11 protein-coding genes and 2 pseudogenes are annotated in these 11,621 nt (G+C 40.0%); 1 reads left to right on the top strand and 12 read right to left on the bottom strand.

Annotated features, from left to right (window positions below):
- From V7K36_RS22615 to V7K36_RS22560, 12 genes and pseudogenes are all read right to left on the bottom strand, one after another.
- Positions 1–741 (bottom strand): tetratricopeptide repeat protein (locus V7K36_RS22615; protein WP_335119485.1); only part of this gene is annotated, 741 nt, incomplete at its 3' end.
- Positions 742–791: 50 nt separating this feature from the next.
- Positions 792–920 (bottom strand): annotated as a pseudogene (locus V7K36_RS22610) (ATP-binding protein); the annotation flags it as partial.
- A 49-nt stretch (positions 921–969) separates the two neighbouring features.
- Positions 970–1,947 (bottom strand): 7,8-didemethyl-8-hydroxy-5-deazariboflavin synthase subunit CofG, encoded by a 978-nt coding sequence (gene cofG, locus V7K36_RS22605; protein WP_335119481.1) that lies wholly within the window; start codon positions 1,945–1,947, stop codon positions 970–972.
- A 715-nt stretch (positions 1,948–2,662) separates the two neighbouring features.
- Positions 2,663–3,424, bottom strand: coding sequence for a beta-carotene ketolase CrtW (crtW, locus tag V7K36_RS22600; protein ID WP_335119479.1), 762 nt, complete (start codon positions 3,422–3,424; stop codon positions 2,663–2,665).
- Between the two features lie 440 nt (positions 3,425–3,864).
- A complete protein-coding gene (locus V7K36_RS22595) occupies positions 3,865–4,068 on the bottom strand; it encodes a high light inducible protein (RefSeq protein WP_335119477.1) in 204 nt (67 codons plus the stop codon).
- Between the two features lie 19 nt (positions 4,069–4,087).
- A complete protein-coding gene (locus tag V7K36_RS22590; protein WP_334823009.1) occupies positions 4,088–4,555 on the bottom strand; it encodes an SRPBCC family protein in 468 nt (155 codons plus the stop codon).
- Between the two features lie 19 nt (positions 4,556–4,574).
- A complete protein-coding gene (locus tag V7K36_RS22585; protein ID WP_334823073.1) occupies positions 4,575–4,763 on the bottom strand; it encodes a CPXCG motif-containing cysteine-rich protein in 189 nt (62 codons plus the stop codon).
- A gap of 83 nt (positions 4,764–4,846) precedes the next feature.
- Positions 4,847–6,523 carry a B12-binding domain-containing radical SAM protein gene (locus V7K36_RS22580; protein WP_335119475.1) on the bottom strand — a complete coding sequence of 559 codons (1,677 nt, stop codon included), beginning with the start codon at positions 6,521–6,523 and terminating at the stop codon, positions 4,847–4,849.
- A gap of 20 nt (positions 6,524–6,543) precedes the next feature.
- Positions 6,544–6,741 carry a SemiSWEET transporter gene (locus tag V7K36_RS22575; protein ID WP_334939318.1) on the bottom strand — a complete coding sequence of 66 codons (198 nt, stop codon included), beginning with the start codon at positions 6,739–6,741 and terminating at the stop codon, positions 6,544–6,546.
- A 249-nt stretch (positions 6,742–6,990) separates the two neighbouring features.
- Positions 6,991–7,872 (bottom strand): annotated as a pseudogene (locus tag V7K36_RS22570) (hypothetical protein).
- Between the two features lie 42 nt (positions 7,873–7,914).
- Complete coding sequence (locus V7K36_RS22565) at positions 7,915–8,799, bottom strand: hypothetical protein (protein ID WP_335119473.1); 885 nt, start codon at positions 8,797–8,799, stop codon at positions 7,915–7,917.
- Positions 8,800–8,904: 105 nt separating this feature from the next.
- Positions 8,905–9,270: a hypothetical protein gene (locus V7K36_RS22560; protein WP_335119471.1), complete on the bottom strand. Its 366-nt coding sequence runs from the start codon at positions 9,268–9,270 to the stop codon at positions 8,905–8,907.
- Positions 9,271–9,527: 257 nt separating this feature from the next.
- Here V7K36_RS22560 and V7K36_RS22555 point away from each other — a divergent pair, with 257 nt between their 5' ends.
- Entirely contained in the window at positions 9,528–11,345 is a 1,818-nt protein-coding gene (locus V7K36_RS22555) for a tetratricopeptide repeat protein (RefSeq protein WP_335119469.1), read from the top strand.
- Positions 11,346–11,621: the final 276 nt, after the last annotated feature.

Here is an 11,621-nt window from a genome sequence, read left to right as displayed (position 1 = left end):
TTCTAAATCATGTAGCGCATAGCCTCGGTTGTTCCAAGCTAGGTGGTAATCTGGTTTAAATTTCAGTGCTTGGTCGTAGGATGCAATTGCTTCTTTATTGCGTTCTAAATCATGTAGCGCATAGCCTCGGTTGTTCCAAGCTAGGTGGTAATCTGGTTTAAATTTCAGTGCTTGGTCGTAGGATGCAATTGCTTCTTCATTACGTTCTAAATCATGTAGCGCAATGCCCCGATTGTTCCAAGCTTCGTGGTAATCTGGTTTAAATTTCAGTGCTTGGTCGTAGGATGTAAGAGCTGCTTCGTATTCGTTCGCAGTACTTAACAACCTTCCCAGTTCAAACAGTAAACTTGCTTTACGACTCTCCGGCTGATGTTTTTCGGTTAGTAAGTCTTGAATTTCTATAATTTTCCCAATTTTTTGTTCATAACTCAGTTTTAGATATTCCTCATAGTCTCCTTCCAACAGTAGACGATTTGATTCTTGTTCTACAACTTCTGGCATTGTTGGTAATTCAAATACTCCAGAACGCCAATCAAAGAAATCTGGGGCCCGATGAATAAAATAGTTGATCGAAAATGAACGCAAAAGAAAAACAAAGGGAATGGGAAAATCATCTCGAAAGCGTTCTCGCTGCTGGTTTAAGTGATTTAAAATATGCGGAACACTGGTTAAATTACTAAATTGTCCTTCTGTAATTTCCCCAAAACTCCTTTTTTCATACTTGTATAAAGAATATTCCACACCTTTAATCAATAAAATATCAACTTGCTTGTCTTTAACAAACTCTGCTACTGGCTGATATAATCCGCATCTCCCCGCACATCCTGACAATCTACATATTTTGGATCACCTGCGGGTAAGGGTTCAAACGGGTTAAAGGCGTTGTAGAGATTTGAGAGTAAGTCAGTACTATTAACCATAGGTAAAAAATATAGCAATGATACTTATAATAATTGAGATTATAGAGAATTAAAAAGAAGTTGGGGTTAGAGTCTTTCGCCACTGTCTCACTGCTGTTTGCAATTCCCCCGACAACCAGCTATCAAATTGGGGATAAACTGGCGATCGCGGCACCAATTCCCACCCCGCAGGTTGTAAAATTTCTCTTAATGCCTGTTCCTGAACATGAGGATAATCGGGATTCACTTCATCTTTTGGCCCAATTCCGCCCAAATCTCGCGCACCAGCTTCGATACAGGCGAGTAACCATCGGTCATCTTTAACTAAATTGGGCGGAATTTGAATCGTAATATCTGGCGGTAAAATCTGACGCGCCCTGAAAATGACTTCGGGTAACTGATGGGGGTCAAAAGGTGGTGCATCAAAGGTTTGCTGATGTCCTGGACTATGAGGTTGCAGGATGACTTCTTGAATGTGGCGATAACGTTGATGCAAGTCAGATATAGCTGTTAATGTTTCCCACCAATCATCTACAGTTTCCCCAATTCCCAACAGCAACCCAGTTGTAAACGGAATCTTTAACTCTCCCGCCCATTGCAATTGTTGTAAACGGACTTCTGGTAATTTACTCGGTGCGTGCCGATGTACAGTATTTAACAATGTTGGCGTTAACTGTTCCAACATCAGCCCCATCGAAACATTTACACGCTTGAGATTTTGCATTTCCTCAAAACTCAGAAGACCCGCATTTGTGTGCGGTAAAAACCCCATTGAAAGCGCTAATTCACACAAATCATAAATACGTCCAAACCACGCTTCACGCCTTGGCGAATGGGGATGCACTTCACCGCTAAGTATGAGGATTTCACAGACTTTTTCGCTTTGAAGTGCTTTTAAAATACTGTTTGCATCTGAAAGACTCATCCAGGGACTTTTACCCGGTTCACTGCGAAAGTTGCAATAACTACAACGATTAAAGCACTCGTAAGTGGGAACGATTGTATAAGCAGGGCTATAGGTGACAAGACGAGAGTTATTAATTGGCATAAGCAGGATAATCTAAAAGAATGCCTTGCTCAAACTATATAGATTACTGTGTGACTATTGTTTTCATGATATAGCGTTTCCTAATAAGAATGACGTACAGTTTAACCTCACCTCTCCGAACTCACGGAGAGAGGCTGGGGCAATACGGTTCGGTTAAGCTTAAAAAATCAAAATGTGTAGGTTGGGTTTCGTCCCTCAACCCAACCTACGCAGGTTAAGGTTTTTGACTTTAACTGAACCGTATTGAGACATAAACCGCCCAGAACTAAAGTTCGGGGCTAATAGCTAAAGTCCGTTAAAACGGACTTTAGCTATTCTCAGTCGTCTAAAGACGACTTTCGCTATTAGACTCAGAATTTATTCTGAGGCGGGCTAAATGAGAATGAAATAGCCCATTGGTGTCAACTTAAGCGCAAACCCCTTTAAAACCTCGTTTCCAGCCAGAGGCTGGAAATGCTGCTCTTGGCGGCTCTGCCGCTTTTCAAGAGGCGGAGCCTCTAGAACGGCATTCCCAGTCGGAGACTGGGAACGAAACAATCTAAAAGCTAGTTATAGACTGGTTTTCACGTTAAGTTGACACGTATGGAAATAGCCCTGCCCCTACAGTGAAGCAACCTACAAATATTCTTAACCCAACTGTATTGGGGGCTGGGGGTGAGGTTTTGATCTGATGTACTTCATGCACCTGGGAACCGCTATATTAGATCAACAAAAACTATTTTGTTTTGTAAATTTCTGGTAACTGCCACCAAGTAATATGAGGATATTCGTGATGTTCTTCATGGTAGCCGAAATGATAGCAGGTGATAAATGACCACCAAATTGGACGGGGAATCGTTTGGGAACAATGAGGCTGAATATAACCTCCTATGGGTTCGCTATGAGGGAGGAAAGTACCAAAATAAAATAATTGGAATGAACTTAAAAGCGAAGGAAGCACCCAAAAGTAATTTAGATTATCACTGGGTATATGGAGTATGTATTTAGCAAAGTTATAAATAATGGTTAGGGCAATTATTTGTCCCCAACTCCAGTAAGCTTTCATAAAATGAAAATACCAAGCAAAGAAATTTTTGTGTTTACCATTATGGAAATCTGGGTCTATTTGAGTTGCTGGATTATGGTGATGCATCCAATGTTTTTTCAATAATTTTTTATATGGTAAAAGACCATAAAGAGATAGGGTTAATGTCCCAATAAGATGATTAATCTTGGTGTTCTGGGGAAACACTACCCCATGCATGGCATCATGAGATGTAATAAATAATCCCGTATATAAAAATGTTTGCCACAGTATAACAGGCAAGAACATCCAAAATTTTAACTTGGATATGTCAAGGGAAAGTAATAAACTCAGGCTAATAACCCATGCGCTAACAATGACAATAGCAATGAAAAGTCCCTTAAACTGAGATTTACTTTTCACTACTGGGGTCAGTTTTGGTTGATGACTGTGTGGTTGTTCTAATTGAATCACGCTTTTACTCCGCCTAGTATTCAGGTGAAAATTCCTAAAATATAGTCACCACAAAAAGTGCTAACCACCAGCCAGAAAACTCTTTTAGTGATCAGTGTTTCGCATTGGATAGTGCCAATACTTTAAAATGTTTATAAATATTAAGATACTTTAACTATTATTACACATCCTAGCCATAACAAAAAACATTTTCGGTTGAGAGGTTAGACAATATAAGTAATAATACTGAGGTTTTTAGTAATTATAAAAACTAGTGTTTTACCTATAGTACTTTCTAAGGGATAAGAATTAAATAACATACAATTTATGTCTCTGGCTTACCTCACCCTCAATCCCTCTCCTTATAAAGGAGAGGGAAGCTAGATACAGGATGAAGTTTTGCATTTTATTTAATCCACATTCCTAAATAGCCGAAGCTGGCGAAAAGGATGGTAACATAATTAGCGGCAAGAGTAAGGTATGAAGTGGAGTAATTCCCGCATTACGCTATAGCCGTTGAGATCCCAAATTAGGTAAACGACAAAACCCACCATAGCTAAACGACCGTTCCAAAGTTTGGATTGAAGAGTAAACTCCAACTCTAAAGCATTACGATCTTTATGGTTATATGCGTTTTCTATTGCATCACTTGGGTAAAGTCCCATTGTTGATTTTCCTGAAGAATTAAATTATATTTCTGATCATGTTTAACTCGCACTCCCGTTTAGTCACATAGTGGCGATAGCGAAACATCGCTTCTAGTTGTACTTGCACTAACCAACCACTGGCAAATTCAACTGTTCCTCCGCCAGGCATAGAGAAGGAAATAGCATCAGTCAGCTTAGTTTTGCCTTTTTCCGGTTCAAATTCATGTCGATGTACCCAAGACTCAAAGGGGCCAGATATCTGTTCATCGGTAAACAGGCGATATTTGTCACATTCAGTATGACGCGCTAACCAAGTCAACGGTAATGGGCCTAAAAACAGGCGAAATTCGGTGATAGCGCCCACGTTCAGCCCCCCTTCACGACGAACCACTTGGACTGGCTGCCAAGGTGGATTCAGCAGTTGCAGAATATCTGGCCTTTCGTGAAATTTCCAAACTACTTCTGGTGAGGCATTAATGACTGAGGAATGTTTAAAGTGCAGCATGGAAAGAAAAACCTAAAATTCAACTTTCGGATTCGGTATCAATCTCGATATCTAGGGTATCTTCATCAACTCGTATATACAAAATATTTGGGTTACAGCAAACTTGACAATCTTCAACGTAAGATTGCTGTCCTCCAGCACTCAAATCAATAAAAGTTAAGTTCGGTTCGCCGCAATAGGCGCAGTAATACTCAGCTGTGTTTTGCATCAAGTTTTCAGCTATGAATTTATCGGGATTGGGCATTGGGCATTGGGCATGGGGCATGGGCATTGGATATTAACTTTTAATTCCTAGTCCCCAGTCCCTAGCCCCCAGTCCCTAGTCCCCAGTACTGGCTGTAGTTGTTTTGGGGATGGGTTGATATAACTCTTAGCATCAGCCAAATGCTTTAGTAGTGTAGACTGTGGCAGAGGCCCTTGCAAGTGGCTCCACGGTAATATTTGCTCCGTTGACCATTCAGCGTGAACGTAGAAATCTAAGTCGGGGATTTGTCCTTTGAGTTGTTTGAAAGCACGTTTGTAGCTACCCAAGGAATCGCCAAAGTCACGAGTCAGTTGCAGGAGTTGGGAGAGCCTGCGATCGCCTCTCGATAACAAAGCCTGTATAATTGACCAATTATAGCTTTCTGGGCGAAACTCTATGCCCTGTGGTTTTAGCTGTTTTTGCAAAAACTGTAACCGCTTTTCGGCTTGACGATTAACTCCAAACCATTGAAATGGTGTGTGTGCTTTGGGTACAAAGGTGCTGCATCCAAATGTTAACCGCAATCCCGGTGCAGCTTTTTTAATATTACGCATCATCGCCACGGTTTGCTCTAAATCCTCTGGTTCCTCACCAGGAATTCCTGCCATTCCGTAGAGTTTCAAGCTTTTTAATCCCCCAGCTTTGGCATTTACGGCTGCTTGGATAATTTCATCGTTATGCAGCTTTTTGTTGATGATTTGGCGGATTTTTTCAGAACCACTTTCTATAGCAATGGTAAGCGATCGCGTGTCTCGTTTCGTCAATGTTTCTGCTAGCTGAACTGTTACGGTATTGGTTCGCACTGAGGCAATACTGAGACGGACATCATCATACTTTGGCTGACTAATATAATCCAGCAAAGTCTCAAATTCTGGGTGCTGAGTTACTGAAGCCCCCAATAATCCTAACCGATTTGTAACTTCTAACCCTTTTGCGATCGCGGGAATTAATGAATATTCAAGACTGGCTGTTCTAAAAGGTAGTGTGAGATAACTCGCCAAACAAAAGCGGCACATTTCTGGACAACTTCTCACCACTTCCACCATGTAAATATTTTCCCATGCGGCTTTTTCGGTGACTACAGTCGAAGCCGATAGAGTATTTCCCCGATAAGTCTGCTTTTGCACCACTGCGGGAATTTCTGGAGAAATTGGTTTAATTGACTTTACTGCACCATCTTTTGCATGATATTCGACTTCATATAAACTGGGAATATAAATTCCTGGTATTTGTGCAAGTCTTTTTAGTTGAGTTTGTCTAGAAGCATTTCTCACTTCTTTGTAAGCTTCAATGAAATTACCCAGCAGGTTTTCGCCATCTCCCAATAAAATTACATCAAAAAAAGCTGCAAAAGGTTCGGGGTTAGCTGTGAGAACGGGTCCACCACCAAAAATTATTGGATGAGAATCATCACGAGAAGTTGCCAGAATGGGAATTTCTAAAGATTCCAGCAAATTTAAAATATTCACATAATCCAGTTCCCAGGAAATCGAAAATCCCACAATTTTCGGGGTTCTGAGGAGTTGTTCGTGAGTATCTGTAAACAGGCGACTCACCTGCACATCATCACGCATTGCCAAGGTTGCCCAAACTACCTGATAGCCGAGGCTAGTGATACCTACGCTATACTCATTGGGAAAGGCGAAGATTATGGGGATAGCGTTGGTGTCTGGGGTGGCGGGAGTGAAAAGGAGGCGTTCAGAGGTAAATACAGATGATGTCACAGGTGTTTCTTAGAAGCAAGTTATCTATATCTAATTTTAAGCCATAGAATAATCAAGTTAAAAATAAATGTCACGCCGTTCGCAAGAATAATCGGTAAGGATTGTAAATATATTCCATAAATTAACCACAAAAAAACACCAATTATGAATATAATCAGTGTAACTGAAGAAACATCTTTTGCTGATTTTGTTTGCCACGTTTTAAACATCTGTGGCAAAAAAGAGATTGTGGTTAGTGTAGCAGCCGCTAATCCGATAATTGTTAGAAAATCCATTTATACAAACCTATAAAGTAAAATTTTTACTGGTTAAAAACTTAGAATCTGATTTTTGTAATCCTGTTTAATGCCTTCGATTTTACATTGTAACGTGAGGTAGAAAATGGAGAAAATAAAAAAGTGAAAATTTCACTATTTTACCTTCTCATTTAAGTTTTATCCTAATCATTAAAATATCTGTGATTGAAACTAGCAAAACCGATTAATTAATTCTTCACGGGATAACTGCAATAGTAAAGGCGTAAACTCTTCTGGTGGTAAAGCTAATAAAGGTTCAATAATTTCTTGAAGCTCATTATCTATTTCACCAAAGCGAACTTTGAGCAAGTTTTCCACCACTAAGCGTTCTCCCTGCTGAATTCCTTGTTGTTTAGCCTGTTCTCGGTCTTGTTGGTAAAGTGGTGCTAATCGCATAAGTAATTCCCTATCTTCCTCGTCTTGATTTTGAGTTACTTGTAAGTTTTGTTGCAAGTTGTACAGCAATTCTAACGCTGCTTTTCAGAAAGGATTATCAGGAGTAAGTGCTTCTAGTTCGTCAATTGCTTGCTTTTGAACGTTCCCTCTACCGATGATTCTCAGCCATAAGGTTTCTGAGATAGATGGTAACTGATGAATTGCTACTATCGCCGTACGCAAATATTCTGGCATGAAGTGTATTCTAGGTAAGTAGTCATCTTTTGGGTTAGCACCAAATCCTGATAATAGTTACGCTGATGCTGTGGAGGTAAGAATCCATAATTTTGGTAAATCAGATTCTAGAATGCAAGTTTTATTTCGATTTGCTTGTCGTTGTAAATCGCCACGTACCTCTAATAATTTTAAGAGACAATCGCAAATTTCTGTAGCGGATGCAGCGTTACGAAAGGGTTCAAATAGAGAAGGGGTAGTGACAAGTTGACTCAATAATCCCAGTGTTTCTGGTATGTTACTTGGTTGTGGTTTGGGGATGAAATAAACGTCAATTTGTCTAACTTCTCCTGCGACTCGTCTAGGTACTTGGACTTCGCCGTAAGGAGTGAGTAATTGTTCGAGGTAGTCTTTGGCAAATTGGTCATGAATAAATCTGGTCATATTGGTAGTTTGGTGATGCAAGCCAGTTTATTTACCATTATCTTACGACTTTTTGAGATAAGACTTAGCCCAAGAGTAGCGTTGTAAATCTTTTTTAAGTAAATATTCTGCTGCTTCATGTCGTTTATTCTCATCTTTTGTACTCCTAATTACTCGTTTGATTTCAGCATCTATATCTTCAGTTTCAGCCCCACGTTGAATGGCTTGTTGAAACCAATAATCTCCTTTTAGATAGTCACCTCTGTCATAACATATAGTACCCATTAAGGTATAAGGTTGATAACTATCAAGGTGATACTCCATAGCTTTTTTCGCACAATTTTCTGCATCAGCTAAGTTGTCTATATCTCTGAATGCTGCACCTCTCGTAACTAAAATTGCTGACTTAAGATTTCTTTGTCTGATTTGGCTTAAGTCTAAGTTAGTAAGTTTTAATGCCTGTTCACCTAAGTGATTGGACAACTCAAGCCTTCTGATAATTTTATACAAGTGACTCTTAGGTGTTGAATCCTGATACTCAGTTGCTTTATACTTAACTTTCAATGCAGCAAATTCTCGTGTTTGTCCCAATTCTTGAGCAATGGCAATTGTTTCGCTAAGTCCTTGTTGTTCCAGCCAGCTAATTTCTGAATCACTCAAATTATTTTTTGCGTCAATATTTTGTAGTATTGGATATAGTGGGCTGGACAATGATAAGTATGAATGCTGGATTACCTGGTATTTCTCTTTTAATTCAGCAAATTGAGCATATTTTTCTGACTCTTGTTGCTGAAAAATTTCTGCTGTTTCAAATATATCTTGTTTGAGTAACCATTCTAATTTAGGGACGCTTATTCTTTGTTTGCTTTCCAGTTTAGTTAGAATTTTATATAGTGGACTATTAATTGATGAACCTTGATATTTAGTACCTTGGTACTTTACCTTCAAAGCAAAAAAATGCCTCTCCAATTCTACCTTACGAACAAGAGCAACTGTCCCACCAAGCCCATTATTTTTTAGCCATTCAATCTCTGAATTCGTTAGTGGATTCCCTCAGTGAAACTTCCAAAGAATTGGATAAAGAATAATAGAAATATTTTTGAAAGCTCCCGAAGATTTAGGGACTTGATACTGAGATTTGAGATGGGAAAACTCATTTTCTAGTTTTCTAAGTTCTTCTAACTTATATTGCTGCTGTTGGCAAACGATTTCAACTGTTTCAAAAAGTTCTTGCTCTCTTAACCAAGAGAATTCTAATTCAGTTAGCTCAATTCCTAAATCAACTTTTCGCAAGATGAGATACAACAGGCTTGCGGGTGATGAATCGTTATATTTAGTTGCTTGGTACTTGGACTTTAGGCTAGTAAAGTGTTTTAAACTATTTTGATACTCTTTGTCTGTATTGATAGCAGCAGTCATAGCACTTAGCTAAATGTGTTATCCGCTACTATAGTAACACCAGTAAAAAACGGCGAGTCAGACACCCACCGTTCTTATTTGCGGTGCTTGCTGCTATTTAAGTCGCCTGAAATACGTCGCACTGATCTGGGCTAAGAGAAAATCAGGAATTAAAATCTTAGCAAGAGGCACAATAGTAGCTGGAACTATTTTCAAAAGATATCGTTAAGAATCCCGTTGCCTGAAAGCTAGGGAATGTCTAAATCCAAAAAAATTATATGAATGCTGAAGACTTCTTAAACCAAGGATTAAACCACAGTTTGCAAGGGGATTATCAAGGTGCGATCGCAGCTTACACCCAAGCAATCAACCTAAATTCTGCCTATACTGAAGCTTATCATAATCGAGGGATTATTCTAATTGATCAACTCAAAGATTATCGTAGTGCGATCGCAGATTTTAATCGCGCTATAGAAATTAATCCCAATTTTGCTTTAGCCTACTGCAACCGAGGTAATGCACGTTACTTTTTAGGCGATTATCAAGGAGCGATCGCTGATCATAACCAAACATTACAAATCGATCCAAATCTCGCCCAATCTTACCACAGCCGGGGTAATGCTTACTTTGCTTTAGCAAAATACGACAAAGCGATCGCAAATTATATCCAAACAATAGAAATGAGTACCCAATTAGCTGATAATATCAATATTGATATCGCCAATGCTTATCATAATCGGGGTGTAGCTCGTTTTGAGAGCGGTGATCATCAAGGAGCGATCGCAGATTTACAACAAGCTCTACAATGGCATCCCCATTTTGCCGCAGCTTATAGCAATCGGGGTAATATTTATCATATCTTAGGAAATTATCACGAAGCGATCGCTGACCACGACCGAGCATTACAATTAGATCCCAACTTAGCGGAGGCTCATCATAACCGAGGTAATGCCCACTACGCTTTAGCAGATTATCAAAGTGCGATCGCTTCTTACAACCGCGCCCTAGAAATTAACCCCAGCTTTGCCGGAGCATACTACAATCGGGGTCTTGTTCTTGCTCACCTCAAAAACTATCAAGGAGCAATTGAAGACTTTAACCAAGCATTAAAGCTGAATCCTGATGATGTGCAAGCTTATTGTGAGCGGGGTCTTGTTCGTAGTACTCTTGAAGATTATCAGGGTGCGATCGCAGATTATGACCAAGCGTTAAAAGAAAATCCGACTTTAGCTTTAGTATACGCCTTTCGGGCGAATGCCCTTCGCCGACTGGGAGATTATCAAGGTGCAATTGAAGATAGCAATCGCCTATTACAACTCAATCCTAATTTAGCTGAAGGATATTGCGATCGGGCGGCGGCTCGTCGTTCTTTAGGAGATCATAAAGGAGCAATTAAAGATTACGATCGGGCATTACAAATTAATGATAACTTAGCCGCAGCTTATTATGGTCGGGGTATTGCCCGCGAAGCTCTGCAAGATTTACAGGGAGCAATTGATGATAACACCCAAGCAATAGAACTTGTTCCTGATTTTTCGCAAGCGTACTGCAATCGCGGAAATGCTCGTCGTCTTTTAGGAGATGAACACGGAGCAATCGCAGATTATAACCAAGCATTAGAAATTAATCCCAATTTAATTGAAGCATATTATAACCGAGGTTCTACCCGCTATGCTTTAGAAGAATATGAAAGTGCGATCGCAGATTATACCCAAGCTTTGCAAATAAATCCTCAATCTGCTGCATTTTACAGCGATCGCGCCAATGCTCGCTATGCCCTAGAAGATTATCAAGGAGCAATAGAAGATTACAGTCGAGCGATCGCGATCGACCCCAGCTTTACTGAAGACTGGTACAATCGGGGTCGTAGTCGTTCTTTATTAAAAGATTTACAAGGAGCGCTTGCAGACTTAAACCAAGCCTTACTGCGTCAGCCTAATTGGGCTTCAGCTTACATCCTTCGGGCAGATGTCTACCAAAATCTGGAAGACTCTCAAAGAGCAATTGTAGATTTCCAGAAATCCGCAGACTTGTATTACCAAGAAGGGAATATTCAGTATTACCAACAAATTATTCAGCTAATTGAACAGCTTTGAACAACCCCACCCCGCCAAAGCTATGCTTTGTCTCCCTGCCCCTAATCCCCAGAGGGGGCCCCGAGTTCCCCGCAAGCCCACAGTGTACACACAAGTCTTGCCGCAGTCATATCTTTATTAATTCTCGTACTGCGTTTCTATCCCCCCTCGGAATGAATTCCGAGTCTCATAGCTGAAGTCCACTTACAGCAGTTTGCGATCAAATTCACCACAAAAAAAGCTATCTAATAGGCTCAAAAAACAGACCACAATGATTAAACCAATTTAGAGCATTTT

The sequence above is a fragment of the Nostoc sp. genome, from assembly GCF_036919555.1.
Taxonomy (GTDB): domain Bacteria; phylum Cyanobacteriota; class Cyanobacteriia; order Cyanobacteriales; family Nostocaceae; genus Nostoc.
The sequence above is the reverse complement of the archived record's forward strand: the minus strand, read 5'-3'. Positions and strand labels throughout refer to the sequence as shown.

What these genes read in the sequence shown, in the direction of transcription:
- V7K36_RS22595 (WP_335119477.1), bottom strand. Translation starts at nt 4,068, where the DNA reads ATGGGACTTTACCCAAGTGATGCAATAGAAAACGCATATAACCATAAA.
- cofG (WP_335119481.1), bottom strand. Translation starts at nt 1,947, where the DNA reads ATGCCAATTAATAACTCTCGTCTTGTCACCTATAGCCCTGCTTATACA.
- V7K36_RS22560 (WP_335119471.1), bottom strand. Translation starts at nt 9,270, where the DNA reads ATGACTGCTGCTATCAATACAGACAAAGAGTATCAAAATAGTTTAAAA.
- V7K36_RS22590 (WP_334823009.1), bottom strand. Translation starts at nt 4,555, where the DNA reads ATGCTGCACTTTAAACATTCCTCAGTCATTAATGCCTCACCAGAAGTA.
- V7K36_RS22585 (WP_334823073.1), bottom strand. Translation starts at nt 4,763, where the DNA reads ATGCAAAACACAGCTGAGTATTACTGCGCCTATTGCGGCGAACCGAAC.
- V7K36_RS22555 (WP_335119469.1), top strand. Translation starts at nt 9,528, where the DNA reads ATGAATGCTGAAGACTTCTTAAACCAAGGATTAAACCACAGTTTGCAA.